Source organism: Corynebacterium sp. LK2510 (assembly GCF_040946405.1).
GTDB lineage: Bacteria > Actinomycetota > Actinomycetes > Mycobacteriales > Mycobacteriaceae > Corynebacterium.
This window is the reverse complement of sequence record NZ_JAYWLR010000008.1, coordinates 65391-87694: the sequence shown is the minus strand read 5'-3', so window position 1 is coordinate 87694 and position 22304 is coordinate 65391. Positions and strand designations below refer to the sequence as shown.

Below are 22304 nucleotides of genomic sequence, written 5' to 3'. Positions count from 1 at the left end.
ACTCCGCGCCAGTACCGTTGTCTTCAACAATGGGCAGATTGATCGGCACATCAGCCTGCTTCGTCGCCGTGTAGTACAACGGGTTATTCTGCTCCACCTGCGGGTAGTGGGTCAGCTCAATGGTGACATCGCGAACGATGTCGGGCACGTAGATGGCAAAACCTTCGGACGTCTGGATATGGTCCGAGGAATGCACAAGCGCAGATCCCTGGACCTGCCAGGAAACCTCCGCCTCCTCGCCTACTTTCTCAACACAAGTTTGTCCGCCACTACAGTTAGCACCACCGTACTCGCCGATGATGTTCCCGCTCGTTGCCAGCATGCCGTCGTTCTGAGCCGATCCCGGCATTGCAACGGCGCCACTCGCCGCAATCGCTGCCGCAATAGCTGCGACGAGCGGGCGAATCCAGTTTTTCTTCACAAAGATTTCCTTGAACGTGCCACAAAAACAGTTATATCCTCCTAACTATTCAACAGGGTCAGAGAGCATCACACAATAGAGATCCTTATGAGTTTCATCAGATCCCCTTTTGGAAGTAATTCCCATCTACTCAGGATGGCTTCCCCACCTAGTTGCTTGGCTTTATGGCGAGTGGAACATGAACTGCGTCAGTTGAAAAACCCTCAGATCGAGCGGAAAACTAAGGATCTCCAATCTGGCGATAACCGGCCTAAACGTGGGCGAAATCGAGGTAAACGCGCGTTGGCCTAAAGCATCCCAGGACTCGATCAGAGCGAATTACCAAACTCTACGGCGCACTCGGACGAGAGCAAGCCGATGGCGACAATGCTTATCGACGCTTCCCCGCCTTACCCCAAAGAGGGATTGCCAAGGTAGCGGCGAGACACACAATGACCTGTAGGCCCATTACTAACAGGGATCGGTCAAAACGAGATCGACGGGGAGAATATGGGTGGGGCCACCGGGGCTCGAACCCGGGACCAGCGGATTATGAGTCCGCGGCTCTAACCGACTGAGCTATAGCCCCCGCACAATGAATCACCTTTATGAAATCACTGTTCCTACAGAATAGAGTTCCGGTATCCGCAGACCAACTTGGCCTGGAAGGAAGGGCCGGCAAAGACGCCCGGAACCTGCAGGCTAGAACTGGACCTACTGCGAGTGTCCTCGCACCACGTCGAGAATTCGGCGCATTACGACTGGTGCCGCCATCTGCGCAATCGCAGCGGAATAATCCTCGCTTTCGTTGATGCCTTCCACTTGGTCCAGGATCCTCTTCGCAAGCTCTTTAGTGCTGCCAGACAACCAATGTGCAGGATAAATCCGATCCGCACCCGGCCAATTCAAAACGGCCGGAATAGCCCCCGACGCTGCCCCATCGGCAATAGTCAGATGGAAAGACTCAAAATCACTGACAGAAAGCACAACCCCGACGTTTTTGTACCAGGAAGCCATGTCGGGCCCGAACTCATCAAACTGAACAGCCCCAGGGAACAAAGCATTGATTTCGTCAATCCTCCGGTACTGCTCCGCGTAGTACTCCATTTCCTCGGGCCGGTTCTTCATCCACGGATAGTCGTCCGGTGTTTTTCCTTTTATCCGCAGTTTGAACTCAGGATCCTGCTCCAACACCATTTCAATGACGTCAAGAGCACGATCAAGTCGCTTAGAACGGGGAACGATGCCGACCATGCCGATGGTTTTCTGTGCTGACGGTGGCTTTGAGTGGGTGAGACCGTCCACATCTACAGGGTTGGGTATGACAACTGTCTTGCTGCGGGGAATTCCGTGACTCTCCACTGCTGCCGTCCTGATTAGTTCACCGACAAATATAAAAGTGTCGACCGAGGCTGTAGCAATCTGCTCTAGAAACGGGCGGAACAGTTCCTGGGAATGGACTCGCACGACGAGGGTCTGATCACTGCGTACTCGCTGCGAATACCAAACAGCATTTCCCAGCCCCCACTCACAGAAGACGATATCGGCCTTGTTCAGTAGTTCCAGTGAGCGTTCATCGTCGTGTTTGGTGTGGCTTTCCCACACATCCAGATGCACCTGAGCACCAGCAGCTTCTAGTGCTCCGATGATGCCTTGTGCGAATTTCAGGTCGTGGCCAGCCAATACAACCGTCTTGCCGGCCAGGCCCTCATCTTCGGACAGCGATGTTCCGACCTGCGACAAGCCATCACCCGCTGGGAGGTAGGAATCCGAAGGCAGGGTAACTGCCACTACACTGCTCGAACTCCGCTCACCAGTCAGGTCGACAACGTGGGCGACTATCCCGCCGTGCCTTGTGTCTGCCGCCTCATCCCCACGGGTGATCTCTACCACAGGGCAATCGATCTCGAAGTCGTCGAAGTGACGGACGGCGATTTCAGAGAAGTCTCCGAATCTTGTTGGCAGGAGGACATCTTCTGCCCACGTTCGACCCGCCCTCGGCCCAATTATCACTTCAAAAACGCGCCAATTGTCCACATCTACCGGCATTTCAGAAAGTGAGTCGATCACGCATATACCGTGATCTTCCAGCCAGTGCACCTCTTCCGCGTGGAGCCCATCACGCATCACTGCGAGAGGCCGCACCGACTGAGCTGGAATAGCCTGTATAACGGCCCTACGCTCCTCGCTAGAAAGACGGGAGTCGGATAATCGCGCCACATAGCGCACCAGCTCAACACCCCTCACGGAAATCCCGGCGGTCCTGGTCATCACTGCCAATGCGGAATGAGTGGTGTGCGAGCGGTAGATAGTCCGCATTTGCCGCCAAATTTCATTGAGTCGGCCCCGTGGGTTGGTCGACCAGTCATACAACCACGCCCGATAATCTTCCTCGAGGTTAGACTGCGCAATGTTGGACCCGAGGGTTTCTGCAACGCCGCGGCCATAGGCGCTAAGAACGAGGCCACCGCATGCAGGAATTTCGACGACACGTCGGGAAAACATCGTAGGAGAATTCATCACCGAATTGACGTTGAGGTGTGCGAGATGGGTGCGGTATGAATTGATTACCTCCGAGTACGGCAGCGCTCCCTGAACGTACGTCTGATACTCCTTCGGGAACTTGTACGGCGACTCCGGATTCGACGCTTGCCGATCGTAGATCTCCAGCGTGTGCTGTTTGGCTGCAGAAAGCAGCTTCTCGAGCCCCTGCGACCGTTCCTTATACCTGTCACCGTAGTACGAGCCCGCGTACGCGACGGTTTGATGAAACGGCCGTTCGGTCGGGAGCGGATTGTGAATCTCTGGTTGGGCGTAGAACGGAAGCGCCGAAACTGTCTGGTTTCGCTGCCCCGGCGTCTGGTGGTACCGCGGAATCATGTTTGCGTCGGTAGTAAAGACGTGTTCAAACAGCGCAGCGTTGGGGGCAAAGCGTTCGAAGTGAACCGGATCTTCCTTGTTCCAAAACAGCGTTGGAATGCCAAGCTCACGTGCCACTTCAAGCACGCCTCGCAGATCCGCACTTTCCTCTTCCGAGTAGTGCCCGACACCGCGATGCCACTGGCCATTGTTGCCCTCCCACGCCGATTCAACGATGATGAGATCGAGCTGGCGCTCTGCGACGAGCTGTTCGTGCCACCGGTTGCGGTCCAGGTACTCAACATTGAACGAAGACTCTAACGATGCCCGTGTGAACTCATCCGCAATGACGCCGACCCGAAGGTCTTGCGTCCGCCGGGACAAACCCGCCTGACACAGCTCACCGTCGAAGTTTTCCCGAGCACTCCCGTACGCTTCCCTAACAATGCTGCCGATAGTGGCCCACGAGCGTTCCTTCACCGTCCACAGGCGAGCAGTGCGCCCCAAGTCCGCCCGCAACTCGGCGTCCCCAATGACGCGTTCAAGAACTTCAGCTAAGTCCTCCGCATCCCCTGCACGGAACGTGATAGCACGGGATTCGTAGTCACCCGCCTGATCCAGGTTTGGGGCAACATCAGAAAGAACCGTCGCCTTTGAGGCTGCAAAAGCCTCAAGCGGTTTCAGCGGGCTGACTAGATCAGTAACGAGTGTAGAGCGACGTGGACAGCAGACGATGTCGAACGTGGACTGCAGCCGGGGCATTTCGTTCTGGGGCAGTCGCCCTAGAAAATGGACTGTATCCTCGAGTCCGAGTTCCACTGACAATCTCTTCAGTCCTGCCTCCGCAGTACCCGAGCCGGCGAGGACTATCTGGTTCGGCACCCCTCGATCCCGAAGGATCGCTGCCGCCTCGAGGAGAAGATCCAAACCCTCATAGTCGACCATCGACCCAGCAAATCCGATGACGGGGACATCGGAGGCAAGGTGCTTTGACGCTGCGTAGGAAGCATCGCGAGGCAACGGGAGAAAGACGTCAGGATCAACCGCGTTCGGAACCACTGCGATTTTCCCAGCATCCACGCCACGCGCAACCAATTCCTCCTTCACCTGTTGCGTGATCGCTAGAACCCGATCAGCCTCCGAGGCGACGAACGTTTCCAGCTCCCTCATGAGCGCGAATCGCTCACTTTTTTCGAATCCCGGTTTCGAAGTCGCTTCGGTGAGCTCCCACAAACCGCGCACCTCATAGACGAAAGGAACCCCTACCCTCCGAGCTGCGATCAGTGCAGGAAGAGCAGTGCGGAAGTTCGACGCGGCGTGAATTACCGTTGGCCGCTGCATCCGAGCTTCCCGAACGAACGCATCTGCACACTGGAGAACATACTGGTCGATCGGATCTCGATTCAGATTGCCGCCGGTGAGATGGACGTACGGTATCGAGTCAAGCTCCTTGACATATCGAATCGGCCTCGGCTTAGAAACGTCTGTACTCGAATCCCACGGGTAACCCGACCGTGCAACTACAACGACATCTACCCCCTGGCTTCGGAGCCCCTTGGCCACCCCCCGGGTGCGTGTAGAGTACCCATTCGAGTTGAAAACGGGCGTCTGATGAACGAAATAAAGGACGCGGCTCGGTTCTGGAACGTACGCGGCCCCGAAGCTGCGAGGCGGAACGAGAACCGAATAGTCCATACGAGAAACGCCTAGAATTTGTCGGGATAGGATCTGGGCCTTCTCGGAACTTCTCTCCGCAAGCTCGGGATTGTCCTTTACCAGCTTGGCCGACGCCTCGATTCTGCCCTCGGTGTACCACATTTGATTGAGTAGCCGCTCAAAGCTCTCAGGGGTTCGTAGCTTCTCAGGAGCCATAGAGGGATCGGCCGAACCCCGCGGCGGTGCAACCACGTGCGATTCCCGGGTAATAGCGATACCGTTTCCAAGAGTGATTCGGGAGGAGAGTCGTCGCAACCAATTATCAATTCGCCGCATAATAGCACGCAGCCTCTTGCCAGCACGTTTGAACGTTTCTAGGCTCTTCTTTGCCTCTCCCTTGGGATCCCGCGCGGCATTCCGGCCACTGCGAACCGGAGAAGTTAGAGCCCGACCAATTTTCATCGACTTAGACTGCCGAAGGTTTTTCACGAGTAGAGATGCTTGCTTAGCTTCAGACTGAAGCGTGGCAACCTTCCTTTCCAGGTCTTTCACTTTCTGCTGCGCCCGGTCCAAATCTCGTCGCATCTTCTGGCGTTCAACTTCCAGCCGAGCTAGCTCCTGAAGTTGATCTTTCCCATTCAAGCTTGTCAACGTGGCATACGGACCATCCGGGTTCGAGATCGCCTCGGCGATCTGCAGCATTCGCAGATCTTCGACGCTTCGGTGCTCTTCAGGGAACAAATTCTGATCCTTACTACGGTTCGGCTAACAGTGCTGCCAGGACGGATCCCGCACGGGGCTCTGAGATATCAGTGACCTACATGCTAGTCTCCCCCTACTTTTTGGCGCTTGAAGCAGTGCGGGCCTGCCTCCCTCAACCGACCCGGAGGGACGGCAAGAGGCATCGCTGCACATCACGGAATGGGGGATGTTTCCGGTCGGTTGTAGGACGACTTTCGGTGCACTCGCTGTCTTCCGCTCTGTGGATGACCGTCTACTATGAGAGAAACAGTTTGAACGAGGAGCAAGGTTGGATACATCGAGCGTGACGAACGATTCCCCCCAAGAAAACCGGCGTTCCGCGGCTCCTGCAGTCATGGTTAATATTGCGGGCTTGGAACCGCTTCGTGCGCGCGAAAACTTGCCCGCGTACGTCACTAGTCTCTGGAAAACCCGTTTTTTCATAGCCCGCGACGCCAAGGCCCGATCGATGTCCGAGGGCCGTGGTATGCTGCTGGGATACGCATGGGTATTTCTCAACCCCGCCATTCAGGTTGGTCTGTATGCTTTCATTTTTGGACTAATCTTGAAAACCAACCGTGGAGTCGACAATTTTATCGGCTTTCTCATAATCGGTGTCACCTTTTTCGGATTTGTGAGTGCAGGTTTAAACGCAGGCGCCCTAGTGATACAACGCAATCGAGGGCTGCTCAATTCTTTTAACTTTCCCAAGGCCGCAGTCCCAATCTCGACCGGATTACGTCTCTTCTACGACAACGCGCCCGCTGCCATCCTGGCTGTGGTCTTCGCATTGCTCTCGCAGCATGGAAAACCACCGAGCTGGACTGTACTTCTCGTCCTGCCTGTTTATTTGTTACTTCATCTGTTCATCGTGGGAATCATTCTCATTGTCGCGCGAATTACCGCGTTCATTCCGGACTTTCGCTCCCTCATCCAGGTTGTAACTCGAATCTTGTTCTTCACCTCGGGGGTGTTTTGGCCAATTGAGCATTTCGTTCACGATGAGGCGCTGGCATCAATCCTAAAATTCAATCCGTTCTACCAGTTTCTAAATTGCGTTCGTACACTGGTGTTGGATGGTGATTTCCCGTCGATGTTGACACTGTCATCAGTTGTGATATGGCCGTTGGCAACTTTTCTCGTGGGACTTATTTATTTCTGGGGAGAAGAGCATCGTTATGCAGGTGTCAAGTAATCCAGCCGTCGTGGTCCGGGGGGTGTCCAAGACCTTTGTGACCCGGAGAGACGGAAGCGAAGTCGGTGCCGGGATTAGAAGAAAAGGGACTTCAGTTCAAGCAGTAAAACCGTTGAGCTTCATTGCTGAAAAAGGAGAAGCTGTCGGAATCATCGGCAAGAATGGATCCGGCAAGTCCACTCTGCTCAACATGATCGCCGGGCACGAAAATCCCTCCTCAGGAGACATTCTGGTGTCTGCCCGCCCATCGTTGCTGAGCGTGAGTGCTGCCTTGCAGCAGCATCTCACCGGTATGGAAAATATTCGGTTAGGGCTCTTGGCAAGCGGGTTACCTCCCGAAAAAGTCGCAGAGATTGAGCAATCTGTCGCGGATTGGGCAGACATCGGAGAAGCTGTGGATAGACCTTTGCGAACGTACTCTTCAGGGATGGGCGCCCGTCTGAAATTCTCCATTGCGACCGCAGTACGCCCCGAGATATTGCTGGTGGACGAAGCACTGGCGACAGGCGATACAACTTTTACGGCACGGGCCCAAGAAAGGATGGCGAAGTTCCTCGAAGGAGCCTCAACAGTGTTCGTCGTGTCGCACGCACCAGCAGCAATCACGGACACATGCTCTCGAGCGCTGTGGCTCAATGAAGGCGAGTTGGTGGTCGATGGCCCATCTGATTTCGTCTGCGCTCAGTACTCCCGATGGAGCAAAGCCATTGCAGCGCGGGATCGCGTCACCGCCAACAAGGTCTTGAGGAGGATTCAGCAGGAGTTCCGTCAACCGAATTTGATATTCTCCGACGGACGTCAACGCAAAGATAATCGCGGCCGCCATCAGCGGATACCTCATTAGTAATCAAATGCAAGGCTGGGATAAGGAATACGTAGTGAACATTGACAGAATCATTTCGGATCCCGCCGAAATCCGGCGAGCTACACGATTGCTTTCGTCACCAGGAAATTTGTCGGAGAACCCCGAATTCAACACCCTTGCGGACGCGATTTTGCAGGCGGCCATCAGACTCGAGCATGTCAAGCCTGCTATCCGCAGGCAGCTGATTCCTCTTGCCGTCCGGTACATCCACCGCGTTTGGGGACTCGAGGCGGTTCTGAGCTTTGTCAAAGACAAAATTTCTGCTGGAGTGCCGGCTCGTGACCTTACTCTGCACGCACTAGCAGCCTGCCGGCGCGAAGCTCAATACGACCGCGCCCTCTCCTACTTCGAAAACCTGACAAATGTCCCGGCCCCTGACTCATACACTCTCCTCTTGCTGGGCCAGTCCCTGGCAGCATTGGGGGAGTTTGATCAACTTGCGGTACAGTCGCGTCGCGCTAGACACATCCTCGAAACCACACCTTGGTTAGTGGAACAGTGGAGTCGATTGGCCGTCGACAACCTTGTCCTCGGCGAAGCACGACGATGGATCCAGCAGATCCCACTTGATTCACCAGTACGGAATGCGTTGGTCGATAGGCTCGAAAGCTTCGAGTCGGGGGAGGATGAGGTTTCATGCCCGATCCGAACTGAGGTAATCAGCCTGCATCGTGATGACAGAAAATGGGATATCGCACGTCGCAGTTTGGGGCTGGGTGGCTACTCTCCGCACAGATTCAAAGCCACCGATGGTCGGGACTTACCTTTCTACGCGCTGCGTGAGTTAGGTAGTGATTCCGACGTCACATCTATTCATGGCGCGGGCGCTATTGCAACCGCGCTCAGCCACATTAGAGTTCTCGAAGACTTCCTGTCCAAAAAGGACGAGCACTTGCTGGTTCTCGAAGATGACGCCGCGCCGTTCATGCACTGGTCTGCCTTCCAGGAAACTCTGGAGCGACTTGACGCCGATTTCGTCTTTCTCAACGAGAGAGTGTCCCGACAGTACGGGAGTCCCCAGCTTGCCACCCAAGGATTCACTTCCCCGTGGGAGATTTTAGGAATCAGGGATGAGCGACTCAACGGAATCGGCTTGGACGCATACCTCGTAAGCCGTTCGGGTGCCGAAAAAGTACTGGATTTTGTCGCGATTGACAAGATCCGCGCTCATATCGACGCTCAATTTGTCGCATATGGCATAGCCGACAACAGCTCCCCAGCGGTGTCACGGGGCCAATCCGTTATCAGCCGTCTCCGGGCTGGTCTGCCTTCACAGTCCGCGCTCACCGAGAGTCTGTCGTGTATTTGCCTAGACAGGCCTATGTTTTGGGCGAACAACCATGGAGCCTCGGACACCAACTCGGTGTCGATGGAGCGGCGCCAATGAGGTGCATTACCTGACATCAATCGAGCGCCTCTCGGAGTATTCTCTGGTGTCAAAACCTCTGCGCTGGCGTTCCAAACGCTCTACGGCCCTGCCCGTCATGCTGATCGACGTAAACGCGGGCTCTATAAAGCCCAGATTCTTCGAGTTTCCATTCCAAAATCCCGTCCTTGGCTCTTTGCAGGGGACCGTGCGCTTCCCCATTTCGGAATAACCGCCCGAATATATCCGATTCGCGGGGTGCATCAACTGCAACTCCAAAGAGTTTGTCGGCGGGGCTAACTGCACAGGCGTGCGGGAGCACAGCGGTTCCCTCTGTGAGTGATGCACCAATCGAATCCACGAACCGTCGGAATACACCCCCCAATTCGGCATGGGTAGTGCCAGGCAAACCGAGCAATCGAATCGGGTAACCAAGCGCTTCTGCCTCGTCCACTAACGGGATTACGTGATGGCGAAAATGACCATCTCGCTTACCAACGACGATGGATATGGGCGTGCTGCGCTCTCCCGATTCTAGAACGCTTCGCATGATTCCGTCTGCCCATGCCACATCCGCTTCACTAGTCCCGCCTGCAAGGTAGCGCAGAATGCTCGGGTGTGGCTTCGATGTAAACGATCCAATCTTGTATTGCGGGGCGCCAGCAAAGACATGGCTCACCCCTGCAGCGACGCCGTGAAGTATTGCTCCAGATCCCCCTTTGGACGACCCTAGTGTCATAACTCGGTCCATCGATAGCCCCAAATTGGAAACGATATGATTGAGGGCACCTTGTACGCTTCGGAATTCAGCGAAATTTCGACCGTTCGCCGCATAGTAAGAACCTTGATCCCCGAAGTCGTCGATGATATAGGCGACTGCTCCTGGGAAATTTAACAGCGAAGCGCGATAATTGTACGTGAAATCGTACTTTGCGGTGACAGCGGAGAAGACCACCAAAAGACGCTCCGGGGGAGTCGACTGGTCGTCCCAGTCCACTAAATAGCGAACGACCTTTTCCCCGGCAAAAGTTTTCCACTTGCTGGAAGCGGGTGTTATTCCCCGTTCTCGCATAAGAAAGCCCTTGGTGCGTAATTCCCAGACAAGGTTCGCTGAAGATCCCTTCACATCGATCTCAATTGCCGAAGCCTCCACGGCCTTACCCATGGCGGGGAACGCGAAACCCTGAACATTTGGTTTCATTTGGCCGCGCACATGGCGAACACCCGCGATCGCGGAACCGCCTACAGAAAGCTCGGCAATCTTCGTGCGCCTGTCTTCGGCGAAGACTTCAATGAAATTGCCGCGAACGATGGGAACGACTTCTGGGCCGAGGTGCCAGAGGAAGGTATAGGTATGATTCTCCGAAGAGTTCACCGAATCATGGATTGAAATATGCCCACATTCGGCCCACTTCGAAGCGTCAACCGTACGCTTCCAGTCGACACCGTCAAACCGACGAGTACGTCCCTCCACTTTCTGCTCACCGACACTTGTCATAGTCGTGAGATGTGCTTTTCGGTCGATCCGGGGCAAGCCGTTTCCATCCACCAGCAGTGTATTGTGGGCGAAACTTGAGAACGCATATGCAGTCAACGGGTCGTTGTACTGGTAACCATTTGGCCCTGCTTCCGCGAAGATCGCGCGACCGTGGTCAAATATGTAGAGACTCAGCTCGTCTGAGTGTTTGTGGAAATCATTGTTATAAGCCGCGCTGAAGAACGCCACCCGGTCCGTACTGCTCCAACCGCTGCGAAAAACGGCGTAGCCGCTCTCCGCTGCGATGAACTCGGTCCGCGCCGGAAGCTTCCCGGCTTTCCCTCGGGTCACCGCGCCAAGGAACGCCCCTTCTCCAAACACTCGTCGCGCTGTCCCCGCTTTATTCAGCGAAACTCTCGTGTCCGACACTGGGGGGAATTCCCCATTTGGGAGCGTGCAGAACGCAGCAAAAGTGTCCGCTTTGGATAGGACCTGTGTGACGTGCCTCAGATGCTCTGAGCGGTTGGTGGCACGCAAGTACTTCGCGGTCTGACTGAGGTACCTCGACACCATGACGTGGTACGTGGGGTTATTCTCCACGTGAATTCCATCGGGTGTAAAACACATGTCGAAATACTTGACCAAACGCCCGACTGCCTTGCTTTCGGCATCAGCTGACGCAAACCCTAAGCTAAACGCCACCAACAGCGCAATGTCCTGAAACATTCCGTGGTTGTTCAACCCCGCGTGGAACTGATCGCTTTCAAGAAAGGAGATGTCCTCCGCGATCCGGCGCTCCAGGAGACCGCGAAGTGAAGGCGCCATGACTTCCTCGTACACCCGGAAAAAATATGTTGCGTTGATAAGTCGTTGTGCCGTCGTTTCGTCATGGAACGCCATTGAACCCGGGTGAGCAGATGCTTCTCGCCAATAAGGGTAGATAACCGAGAACGATTCAAGAATTCCCCGGATCTGATCCAGTTCAAGGTGGTCACGGGCACATGTCCACTCTCTCAGAAAGAACCAAGCGTGGGCTTTGCGGCCGGATGACCGATCGCGTTCGACCGAGAAGAACGATTTCGCGTCAAAGTCTTCGAAGACTCCCACATCCAAGGAGATGCGGTTACTGCCGAGAAAAGTACGAACCGACTCTGCAGAACGCTCAGGATTGAGCTGAGGCAAGAAGCTCTGAATCTCTGGAGGAGCGTCGTAGCTCATGCACATAACCTTTCGCGCTGCGGGAAGTTCTCTCGTTGGCTCTGACACCATTCTTTTCAGAATGCCACGAATTCCTACTGTTCGCGGCTGTGTTGAGAAACCAGTCGGCTGTACATTGCGACCAACCGGTCAGCATTACTCTGCCATGTGTGCATCTCTGCCCATGAGACAGCCTCACTATTGGGTTTTCGTCGCGGAGTTACTTCCCGCAGTACCGCTTCTAATGCCTCCACATTTTCAGGTTCGAAATAGCGTGCCACATTACCGGTGATCTCCCTCAATGCGGGAAGATCACTAGCGATAACAGGGATTCCCAATGCCATCGCCATGAGCGGTTTGATTGGCGTGACGGTGCGACAGACTTCAGTATTGTGCCTTGGAACAACGAATGCGTCCAAGCAGCCATACCATTCCCAGATCCGCTCATTGGGCTTGCGACCGGTGAAAATCACACGGTCTCCGATGCCCAAGTTCTTCACCATCTTCTCGAGAACAGGTTTGTGATCCCCCTCGCCGACCAAAAGTACCCCAATGTGCGGCAACGATGCGGCAGCCTTTATTAAAAGGTCTAGTCCCTCATAGCCAACAATCGAGCTGACGGTTCCGACGACAATAGAAGGGCCACCCTGAGCAGCAGGTCTAAACAATCCCAACTCTCGCCTCAACAAGTTTGGGTCGGTTTCCATCCCGACAAAATGATCCTCTACCGCGTTGGGAACCACGGTGATTTTCTCCGCAGATACACCGCGAGCCTCAAGGTTCCTTTGTGAGACTCGGCTGAGAGTGATGACAGCGTCAGCGCCCAACATTGCTGCTGTTTCCTGAGCACGAGCCAGCCTGTAGAAATCAGATTCTTTCAGCTTCTCCTGATCTTCTGGGGCGTGACGTGACAGCCACGTGTTTTCCAGCTCCCCCCTTACCTCATAAATCCACGGGATGCCTAGGGCACGAGCTGCGGCGGACACCACCAGAGCATTGTTGTAATCGGTTGTTGTGTGAAGGACCTGAGCGTTGCTCGCCACCGCTGCTTCGATCAGCATCTTGATCGATGCATTTCTCCGTTGCTCTAGGCTACGGGGATACTGCCACTCAATTTGGCGTATGTAGGTCACTCCCGAGAACGACTCATACCGTGTTCCTGGCATCTTCCCCACAACCAATGGATACCCGTACCGCGTAATTGCGGAAGCAACCAAACCGCGGTCATTGAGAGCCGACAGCAAGGAATGCGAACGGAATGTGTAGCCGGATTGGGTATACGGAAGACTATTGGTTAGGAAGAATAATACTCTTACGGCAGGTTCAGCCGGAGAAGTGGACCCAGGATTCACTGCAGGTGGAATGTGCTGGGTGAGAGCCGAGATGCGCTCCTCCGCTCGCCGCAAAGCAGCTCGATCACTCCATGTACGGGGTCGAAAAGTGTAAGGAGACTTTGCGCCGAGGAGTTCGTAGAGTTTCCCCTCATCCACTAGTTGTTGAATCTGGCTCTTCTGCCCGGTGGGATGATCTATCAAAAGCTTCTCCAGGCCATAACGCCGAAGCACCTCCCCGGCATACGATTGCCGGAGGAATTCTCGAACGCGACGCGAAGTTGCCTTTGGGTTTGACAAAGTCATCGCAACTAGGGCCCTCGAAGCTTGTTCGAGTGACATCAAACGAAAACTAAGTTTCTCTAGCCCGTGGTGTGATCGACCCTGCATGCTTTCAGAATCCTTCTGAGTGTTTCAGGTGTGACTCGTTCACGTTGGCCCAAAACCCACATACCCGCTCGGCCTCCTACGTTGAGCTGACTGCGGTCTGAGGCTAGGGAGCACCAGAGGTCAGCCAGTTGTTCTGGCTCACCGGGTTGGACCACGCTGCCCGCCTCCAGGGAGGTTATCAAATCTGCGGCTTCCCCTTGAACTACACCTGAAATGTGAACGCCAACCTCAGCCAACTCGTAGAGCTTGGAAGGGACGGTACGCGTCAACGGCTCCCAGTCTGCAAGGTGAACGAGGGCGGTATCAGCCCACTGGTAATCGTCATCAAGCACATCCGCATGACGCCGCGAGTGGAATTCAATGAATTCTCGCAAGTCCTGAGAAGCGGCACGGAGCTCCCTTTTGGCGGCACCGTTGCCAACCAAGCGGAGCCGAATTGGCATGCCGCGACGCACACAAATTCGAACGGCCTCAACGGCATTTCCGAGGTCTTGCGCTCTACCGATTGTCCCTGCGTAGAGAACTCGAAACGTTCCATCCTCTCGATCGGGAACCGCGACTCTGCGAAAGGGCGTAGCCACCGGAAAAACATTGCGAATCGTGAAGACCGGTACCTCGCGGTCTCTACCGTTCTCCCTAAATCGACCCCTTAAGCTCTCAGCTAGTTCAGATGAGGTCGTGACAACCGCGGCTGCATGCACCAACGTACTGTTAAGTACCCAGCTGGTGATCTTTGACATCACTTGAAGAGGCCCCATTGAGAGAACTCGCTCCCTGAGAGACGCATCTCCTATTCCGTGATTCCATTTTCGGGCATGCTGCAACAAATCAGGCCATGCATCTCGTAGATCGATGACGTACGGTACCCCGAAATGACGCGCCGCCACCCATGCCACAGCTGCGGTTGGAAGCGCCGGGACAGTTCCCACTATGACGTCGGGTTGATAGTCCGGAGGAAACGACTTCTTCCCCCGAATAAATGCAATTTGGCATAGAGCTACGAAAGCTTGGTTTAGTGCTCGAGACGTGAGTGAATTGTTTGCGGGAAAGAAGCCGCTTCGATAAATCCTCTCACCAGAAAATCCAGTCTCAGTACGGGACGACGATCGCCATCCCCTTAGATGAAACCACCGTCTGATGGTGAGAGTCCTGTCGTAATGGGCGGGTGGTGCGACAACCCTCACTGAGCAACCAGACGCAGAAAACGTTGATGTCAGCCAAGCTCCCCGACGCTGGGGAACACCATTCTCAGGGAGCCAGTACTGCGAAATGAGGAGTATTTCCACATTACCAACTTTCCTGACTCGCACCCTAGTCTTTGCTTCTTAAGATACCACTACGGGGAGGAGGGGCCACCGTTCGAGATGGACGCTACTCGGGGCTTGCAGTCACTTCCTCCAACAGCCACTTCACTTTCTCAACCAGAAAGCCTGCCCGCACATTCTTCCCCTGAACCTAGCCCCAGATACCTTTTGTATCGATCACAGTCTGCGAGCCAAGCTTTGCTCGATCGAATTCAATAAACTCCTTGTGATTCACAAGCAGCAGAATAATATCTGCCTCCCGGACTGCATCCTCCAACTCATACTTGCCCACATTCGGTAGTTGTGCGAGAACTTCCGGCAACTCCGTGACGTTCGGTTCTACCACTCGGACGTCAGCGCTTGGGTGAGTTTCAGCCAATCTACGGGCAATGTCGAGAGAAGGTGACTCCCTCAGGTCATCAATGTCGTTCTTGAAAGCGATACCAAGTGCCGCGACGACAGGATTATCGATCCCCGCCGTCGCCTCCTCTACCTTGTTAAGCACCCATCCTGGTTTCCCATCATTGACCTCACGGGCCATTCTGACCAGTCGTGCCTGCTCAGGTACCGACGAAACGATAAACCACGGATCGACCGCGATGCAGTGGCCGCCCACACCGGGACCAGGCTGGAGAATGTTCACACGCGGGTGGTGATTAGCTAACTCAATCAGCTCCCAAACGTTGATTCCCAACTCGTCAGAGATAAGCGAGAGTTCATTTGCGAAAGCGATGTTGACATCGCGAAAGGCATTCTCGGTCAGCTTTGCCATCTCAGCGGTGGTGGCATCTGTCTCGTGGAGTTCTGCGGTGCAGAACGTGGAGTACAACGCCACTGCTAGCTCGGTACCCTTCGGAGTTAGACCACCGATGACGCGGTCATTGTTTTCCATCTCCTCCATGATCCGTCCGGGGAGAACGCGCTCGGGGCAGTGCGCAACGAAGATCGCATTGTCCTGCGACTCGTCGAGCGAGAGATCAGGGCGCTTTTCAATGAGGCGCTCCGCCATGCCACGTGTCGTTCCAGGAGGCGAAGTTGATTCAAGGACGACGAGAGCACCCGGGCGAAGGTGGGGAGCCAAGGAATCGGCAGCCGAATCAATGTATTTGGTGTCCACTTTGTACCCCTCAGCAAAGGGGGTGGGCACACACACGATGTAAGCATCGGCGGGGACCTGCTCTGACTGGGCGACCAGCAAACCATCATCCACGACTCGCTTCAGCAAGCTGTCAAAGCCCGGCTCGACAAACGGAACCTCACCTCGATTGATACTGTCCACAAACTGGGGATTGACGTCAACACCGGTCACCTTAATGCCCTTGGAGGCAATGAATGCGGCTGTGGGGAGCCCGATGTACCCCAGGCCCACCACACAAACGCTTCCGAACTCGGCTGAACCTTCAACCCCGTTGGCCATGTCACACCTTTCTAGTAGGAACTTTTCTAACTCTACACATGTAGCGAATCGCACCACTCGTTTGTTACAAGCAGAACATCACGCAGCTGGAAGTTCGATCACGCTCTAACAAATGCCGCAAAAAGAGCCTTCTAACTGCCGATTTGTCGGATTTCACTTAACTCGCTAAAGTTTCAATTCGTTGCAGAGAGCATCCGCAACAAAATGAATATTCCTCCATAGCTCAGTTGGCAGAGCATTCGACTGTTAATCGAAGGGTCACTGGTTCGAGCCCAGTTGGAGGAGCAGACAAACCCGAGGCACATACCTCGGGTTTTTTGTTGCCGCAGAGAGCGGCAACACCAAGCAGTTCTAGAGCTCCGGAGAGAACTCGGCAATCCTCTCCCCTACGCCGACGAGCTCCGCAATCGCTGCCACTGATCGCGCTGCGGCCTTCCCATCCCCGTACGGATTGACGGCGTTAGCCATTGCTTTGTACGCAGCGTCGGAGTCCAGCAACGTAGTGGCTTCAGCAACGATGCGGTCTCGATCGGTACCAACGAGCTTCACTGTGCCGGCTACTACAGCCTCAGGGCGCTCGGTGTTGTCTCGCATCACCAAGACCGGCTTACCCAAGGAAGGCGCCTCCTCCTGGACACCGCCCGAATCTGTGAGGACCAAGTAGGCTCGGCTCAACAGGGCCGTGAACTGGTCATAGGGCAACGGGTCAGTAATTATCACGTTGGGCAGGTGCTCGACCTCAGGAAGAACTGCGTCACGAACTTTGGGGTTCAAGTGCAACGGAAGCGCAAAGACGTGGTCCGGATAAGCCTTGGCAAGATCCTGGACCGCGCCACCGATCTCCTTCATCGCTTCTAGATTCTCCCGGCGGTGGGTAGTGACGAGCACGAGACGCTGTTCAGTTCCCGTCAGGGCTCGCAGACGCTCATCCTCAAATTCGACTTTCCATTGCGAGGCAGCAATCAGTGCATCGATGACGGTATTGCCCGTGACTACGATGTCCTTCGTGCGAAAGCTCTCCCGATCGAGGTTTTCTCGGGACTCTGCAGTGGGCGCCAGGTGGAGGCTAGCGACCTGCCCAATGATCTTGCGGTTCGCCTCCTCCGGGAACGGCGAGAAAATTTTTCCTGTACGCAGGCCAGCTTCCAGGTGAACAATCTTGACCCCCCGGTGAAAGCCAGCCAGAGCCGCTGCCATCGCGGTGCTTGTGTCCCCCTGCGAGATGATGACGTCGGGGCGCTCCTCCTCGATAATCAACTCGAGGCCGGCGATGGCTCGAGACACGAGCTCGTTGAGAGATTGTCCCGGCTTCATCAACGACATGTCGTGATCCGGTTCAATTCCGAACCTCTGGTTCACCTGCTCGAGCATCTCACGGTGTTGACCGGTGGAGACGACAACGGGCTCAAACCGGTCGTCTGCTTTCAGTGCCGTAATGACTGGTGCGACCTTGATTGCTTCCGGGCGAGTCCCGTACACAGTCATGATCTTCGGTTTGGCGGCGTGCATTTTTACCTCGCGCTTCCTGTTCGCCGTGTAAGACCCCTTGGATGCTACGGCATCGACACCATTTTTACAGGTCACTGCCAGGAACCTGCAGCGCTGGTGCCCTTCGGTACCATGGCGCCCATGATTCAATTCGTCGTCGGCGCCGCCGCCGGGTACGTGTTCGGAACCAAGGCAGGCAGGAAGCGCTACCACCAGATCGTCAGCGCGAGCCGCGCCGTAGCCAACTCCCCCGTTACCCAGCAGGTGGTGCGCTCGGGCCGCAAGGCTATCGCTAACAAGCTCGACCCGGAGCCGCGCATGCGTGAGATCAAGAACCTCAAGCGCGGCAAGGATACCGACCAGATCCTCGAGCCGGATCAGGACTAAGCCGCTCTAGAGCTGGCTCGCCACAATCCCGTCGAGGATGTCTTTCTCGCTAACCACCATGCTGGTGGCACCTGCGCGCACTCGAGCCACCGCGATGATCTCCTCGACGATGACGGCGCCGGCGGCGATCACGTCAGCACGCCCGGGGTGGATAACCGGGTTGGCGCGGCGCTCATCGGAGGTCTGCTCGCGCAGCGCTGCCGTGGTCGCCTCAATGTCCTCGAAGGAGAGCTCCGCCATGTGGATGCGCTCCGGGTCGTAGGTCTCTAGCCTCTGGGTCAGTGCCGATAGGGTGGTGAACGTGCCGGCGCAGCCGAGAACGGTGCGGGTGTCGTCGAGAAGCGGTGCGACACCGTTGAGGATGTCGCGGACGTAGGCGCGCGTCTCGGCGATCTCCGCCTCCGTGGGAGGGTCGGAGTGCAAGAAGCGCTCCGTGAGGCGCACACAACCCATCTGCGTCGATACCGCGCCGTTCGGGGTGACAAACTCCGTGGAGCCTCCGCCGAGGTCGATGACGCATACGGGCCCACGGGCGGGGTCGAGATCGACCGTTGCGCCGGTGAACGACAGCTTCGCCTCCTCCTCGCCGCTGATAATGTCGGCATGCTTGCCCAGCTCGATGCGGCCAAGAAGGGCGCGCGTCATGCCGAAGAACTCGTCGCGGTTGACCACGTCACGCATCGCGGAGGTGGCGACCATGCGCACGCGCGTGACGCCCTCGCGCTCCATCTCATCGACGTAGCCGGCGAGCGCGACGCGTGTGCGCTCAATCGCCTCGGGCTTGAGCTCGCGGGTCTCGTCGACGCCCTCGCCGAGCCTGACGATGGTGTTGCGTCGACAGATCTCAGTCAGGGTTCCGTCCGGGTTGACCTCGACGATAAGGAGGCGGATGGAGTTGGTGCCGCAATCGACTCCTGCGATGCGCAGGGGGCTCGCCGCTTCGGTCACAGCAGCTCCTCCCCCGTCATCTCTTTCACGGCCTGGTTGACAGCCTCGACAATGCCGAGTTCCTCGCTTGTCGGCCAGTCCTGCGGGATGGCGGTGCCGCGCAGGTTGCCGTGGTCAGCGGCCAGTGCAACGGCCTCGGTGCCGAGGCGGAAGTGGTCCGGGCCCTCGGCAAGCCCGTAGGCGATGAGCACGTGGAGACACTTCACGCGGTCGGGCATGCCGCCGGCGGAGAAATCCGTGCCAAGATCTTCGATGGCGTTGCGCTTTGCCAGGAAGTGCTCGTGGGCGGCGCGGTAGTCGTCGGCGAGCTCGGAGTCAGTGCCAAGGCGCGCTTCCATCCACTTCATCACCTGCGCCACCTCGAGACGGCTGGCCTCCGCGGTCAGGCGGGGATCCGTGAGGTAGTAGAGGGTTGGGAAGGGAGTGGCGTCATCAAGCTTGGGCGCCGTGGTGACAACGGCGGGTTGGCCGTCCGGGGTGCGGTAGGCGATGTCGAGCACGCCGCGCGGGGCGCGGCCGAGCTGCTCTTTGATGGTGTCGAGGTCATGCTGGCTGACGGTCATGGTGGCGATCGTACCCACTGCCGCCGACTGCAGGCAGCATTGGTAGTTGTGCTTGACAGCCGACTAATGAATAACACTTTCACCAACGTCATACCTGTTGGTCAATTGATATAATTTATGTCATGGCAGATCACACTTACACACTCGATTCCACCCGTCCCTTCGACCAGCAGGATGTCCTGGGCCACAACCGTTGGCACCCAGAGATCCCTGCAATCATCAACGTCAAACCCGGTCAGACCGTCCGCGCTGAATCACGCGAGTGGTTCGACGGCTTTGTCAAGAACGACGACTCGGCAGATGACATCCTCCACGTCCCCTTTGACAAGCCCCACCAGCTCTCCGGCCCCTTTCGCATCGAGGGCGCCAAGCCGGGCGACCTCCTCGTCGTCGAAATCCTCGACGCCGGCCCCTTAAGCGAATCCGACAACCCCGGCGAACTAGCCGGTGAAGGTTGGGGTTACACCGGCATCTTCGCCGCGAAGCACGGCGGAGGCTTCCTCCACGAGTACTTCCCGGACGCGTACAAGGCCATCTGGGACTTCAAGGACGGCAAGGCCACCTCCCGCCACATCCCTGGTGTGTCCTTCGATGCGATGATCCACCCGGGTGTTATGGGCACCGCCCCGAGCCCGGAGCTTCTTGCTCGTTGGAACAAGCGTGAAGCCGCGCTCATCGCCACCGATCCGCACCGCGTTCCACCGCTGGCCGTCCCGCCCCAGCCGAAGTCCGCACTTCTGGGCTCCACCGACCCCGAGGTCGCCGAGCGCATAAAGTACGAGGCTGCTGTCTCTGTCCCGCCGCGCGAGCACGGCGGCAACATGGACATCAAGAACCTCACCGCCGGCAGCCGCATCTTTTTCCCCGTGTTCGTGGAGGGCGCCAACTTCAGCTTCGGTGACCTGCACTTCGCTCAAGGTGACGGCGAGATCACCCTCTGCGGTGCGATCGAGATGGGCGGCTACCTCGAATTCGCCGTGGACATCATCCCGGACGGTATGAACACTTATAAATCAGGCGGCGCGCCTATCTTCATCCCTGGCGACCAGGGCCCGAAGTACTCGAACTACCTCACGTTCACCGGCCTGTCCATCACAAACGAGGGCGAGCAGCGCCACTTTGACGCTTTCCTGGCCTACCAGAACGCCGTCAAACACTGCATCGACTACCTCACCGCCTTCGGCTACACCAAGGAGCAGGCCTTCCTACTGCTGGGCGCCGCGCCGATCGAGGCTCACTTCTCCGCCGTGGTGGACTACCCGAACGCGTGCGCCACGCTGTACCTGCCCACGGAGATCTTCGACTTGGACATTAAACCGTCAACCTCCGCCCCGCACCAGCTGGAAAACAACCAGCAGGCACCGTTCGCCTCCGCCGCGAACCTCTCGGAGGAGGACATCGTCGCCGCCGTCCCGAAGGGCGACGACGAGCGCCTCGCTCTTGTGAAGAAACTGGCCGGTGCCGACGCCCAGCTGCGCGGCACCGCCTTCAACGAGTGGCACACCCACTAGTTGGCGCATAAGAAAACCGGCCCCCACCTGGGTGGCCGGTTTTTCTACTGCTGGGGCAAGTCGGCCACAGGTTGTTCCGCGGGCGCCTCGACCGGAGCGTCTGCTGGAGCCTCGACTGGGGCGTCGGCCGGTGGGGCGTCGATAAGCGGTGGCTCCTCGACCGGCGTCGGCGGGACCGGGACCTCCTCGCTGGTCTCCTCCTCAGGAAGCTCGCGGAGGCTGTCGATCATCACCTGCGGCCACGGGCGGGTGTCGGGGGCTTCGTCGGTGGTGATCGCCGGCGCGTGGGTCATGCGCGGGTCGATGATGCGCCACGCGGTCTCGCCGGTCTCCATAAGCCCGAGCCGGCGGCGCGCCTCTTGCCTGGTGTACTCCTCGCTCGAGTACTTCTCCACGTCGCGTTCGAGGCCATCTTTGCGCGATTCCAACGCCGCGATGGAGGCGTTGAGTCGGGCGATCTCACTGCGGCCCTCGTAGTAGTTGCGCAGGGGCACGGCCACGGCGGTGAGCACGATCAGCAGGACCGAAATGAGGATGGCCAGACTGACAATGTCGCCTTGGAACGGCAGCTGCCGCTTGCGCTTCTTCGCCTCGGCGCGGGCGCGGTCACGCGACGCAACCGGGACCTCCCTCGCCTTGCGGCGGGGGCGGCGGCTGGGCTGCGAGTCTGTGGCGCGTGAGGTCATAGTGATGTGGAGTCTAGCGGTTCCCAAGGACGTGAGAGCGCACCACGCTCCGCCTCTCCTACCTTTCAATCAGCCCGAGGAGAAGTCTTTCGCGTCCAACAAGCCCGAAGTGCAAACGCTCCGACTGGTGGTCGCCGCCTAACGGTTCAATTCGCTCAGAATCGTTGGCGAGGACGTATTTGGTATCCCTCTTTGTCTGACCTCACCCAGCCAAGTCTTCACACCCCTTGCTGGCGCGGGAATCCCGGTGCACTGACGCTGCCGCTTGAGGGTTTACGCACACGTCCATTTCACATATCATTGAATCGTAGGATCTCGTCTAACAGACGAACCCCACCCGCCGCACCCCTCGCCCCGAGCGAGGGGTGACGTGCTTTTCACCACGTTCGATGACTACCGGCGCGCCACATGGGGCGAATCATTTTCCACATGCCATTCATGGCTTTCGCCGCCCGCGGATCACCAAATTGAGTGATCTCAACACGTCTATACACATAGGCAAGCATGTCCACTGCTTGAACCG

15 protein-coding genes and 2 tRNA genes are annotated in these 22304 nt (G+C 56.9%); 6 read left to right on the top strand and 11 right to left on the bottom strand.

The features are described 5' to 3' along the window. The 3 genes from VVR41_RS06225 to VVR41_RS06215 all read right to left on the bottom strand — a co-directional run. A partial coding sequence (locus VVR41_RS06225; RefSeq protein ID WP_368524037.1) for a hypothetical protein occupies positions 1–421 on the bottom strand: 421 nt, incomplete at its 3' end. 494 nt (positions 422–915) lie between these two features. Then, positions 916–989 (bottom strand) — tRNA-Ile (locus tag VVR41_RS06220). A gap of 125 nt (positions 990–1114) precedes the next feature. Further along, positions 1115–5656 carry a glycosyltransferase gene (locus VVR41_RS06215; RefSeq protein WP_368524036.1) on the bottom strand — a complete coding sequence of 1514 codons (4542 nt, stop codon included), beginning with the start codon at positions 5654–5656 and terminating at the stop codon, positions 1115–1117. A 304-nt stretch (positions 5657–5960) separates the two neighbouring features. On the opposite strand from VVR41_RS06215, the gene VVR41_RS06210 reads away from it, so the two are divergent. The 3 genes from VVR41_RS06210 to VVR41_RS06200 all read left to right on the top strand — a co-directional run bounded on the left by VVR41_RS06210 (position 5961) and on the right by VVR41_RS06200 (position 9103). After that, complete coding sequence (locus tag VVR41_RS06210) at positions 5961–6851, top strand: ABC transporter permease (protein ID WP_368524035.1); 891 nt, start codon at positions 5961–5963, stop codon at positions 6849–6851. Positions 6852–6963: 112 nt separating this feature from the next. Beyond that, complete coding sequence (locus VVR41_RS06205; protein ID WP_368524034.1) at positions 6964–7695, top strand: ABC transporter ATP-binding protein; 732 nt, start codon at positions 6964–6966, stop codon at positions 7693–7695. A gap of 34 nt (positions 7696–7729) precedes the next feature. Then, a complete protein-coding gene (locus VVR41_RS06200) occupies positions 7730–9103 on the top strand; it encodes a hypothetical protein (RefSeq protein WP_368524033.1) in 1374 nt (457 codons plus the stop codon). A gap of 49 nt (positions 9104–9152) precedes the next feature. Here the strand turns inward: VVR41_RS06200 and VVR41_RS06195 are convergent, their stop codons facing one another. The 4 genes from VVR41_RS06195 to wecC all read right to left on the bottom strand — a co-directional run bounded on the left by VVR41_RS06195 (position 9153) and on the right by wecC (position 16198). Then, the gene (locus VVR41_RS06195) at positions 9153–11777 is read right to left on the bottom strand and encodes a heparinase II/III family protein (protein WP_368524032.1); all 2625 of its coding nucleotides are present in this window, start codon (positions 11775–11777) and stop codon (positions 9153–9155) included. A gap of 74 nt (positions 11778–11851) precedes the next feature. Continuing rightward, positions 11852–13393: a glycosyltransferase gene (locus VVR41_RS06190; protein ID WP_368524040.1), complete on the bottom strand. Its 1542-nt coding sequence runs from the start codon at positions 13391–13393 to the stop codon at positions 11852–11854. Positions 13394–13449: 56 nt separating this feature from the next. After that, on the bottom strand, positions 13450–14763 hold the full coding sequence (locus VVR41_RS06185) for a glycosyltransferase family 4 protein (protein WP_368524031.1): 1314 nt from the start codon (positions 14761–14763) through the stop codon (positions 13450–13452). 169 nt (positions 14764–14932) lie between these two features. Next, positions 14933–16198 carry a UDP-N-acetyl-D-mannosamine dehydrogenase gene (gene wecC, locus VVR41_RS06180; protein ID WP_368524030.1) on the bottom strand — a complete coding sequence of 422 codons (1266 nt, stop codon included), beginning with the start codon at positions 16196–16198 and terminating at the stop codon, positions 14933–14935. Positions 16199–16410: 212 nt separating this feature from the next. Here wecC and VVR41_RS06175 point away from each other — a divergent pair. Next, positions 16411–16483 (top strand) — tRNA-Asn (locus VVR41_RS06175). A gap of 66 nt (positions 16484–16549) precedes the next feature. Here the strand turns inward: VVR41_RS06175 and wecB are convergent. Then, positions 16550–17707, bottom strand: coding sequence for a non-hydrolyzing UDP-N-acetylglucosamine 2-epimerase (gene wecB / locus VVR41_RS06170; protein ID WP_368524029.1), 1158 nt, complete (start codon positions 17705–17707; stop codon positions 16550–16552). A gap of 120 nt (positions 17708–17827) precedes the next feature. Between wecB and VVR41_RS06165 the strand changes: the two genes are divergently transcribed. Then, positions 17828–18073 (top strand): hypothetical protein, encoded by a 246-nt coding sequence (locus VVR41_RS06165; protein ID WP_368524028.1) that lies wholly within the window; start codon positions 17828–17830, stop codon positions 18071–18073. A 6-nt stretch (positions 18074–18079) separates the two neighbouring features. On the opposite strand, the gene VVR41_RS06160 is transcribed toward VVR41_RS06165, so the two are convergent. Both VVR41_RS06160 and VVR41_RS06155 read right to left on the bottom strand, forming a co-directional pair. After that, positions 18080–19021: an exopolyphosphatase gene (locus VVR41_RS06160; protein ID WP_368524027.1), complete on the bottom strand. Its 942-nt coding sequence runs from the start codon at positions 19019–19021 to the stop codon at positions 18080–18082. Next, positions 19018–19584, bottom strand: a complete 567-nt coding sequence (locus VVR41_RS06155) for a DUF501 domain-containing protein (protein WP_368524026.1) — start codon at positions 19582–19584, stop codon at positions 19018–19020. Before VVR41_RS06155 ends, VVR41_RS06160 begins: the two co-directional genes overlap by 4 nt. Before the next feature lie 122 nt (positions 19585–19706). Here VVR41_RS06155 and fmdA point away from each other — a divergent pair, with 122 nt between their 5' ends. Beyond that, a complete protein-coding gene (fmdA, locus tag VVR41_RS06150) occupies positions 19707–21095 on the top strand; it encodes a formamidase (protein ID WP_368524025.1) in 1389 nt (462 codons plus the stop codon). Between the two features lie 44 nt (positions 21096–21139). Here the strand turns inward: fmdA and VVR41_RS06145 are convergent, their stop codons facing one another. Continuing rightward, entirely contained in the window at positions 21140–21781 is a 642-nt protein-coding gene (locus VVR41_RS06145; protein WP_368524024.1) for a septum formation initiator family protein, read from the bottom strand. Positions 21782–22304: the final 523 nt, after the last annotated feature.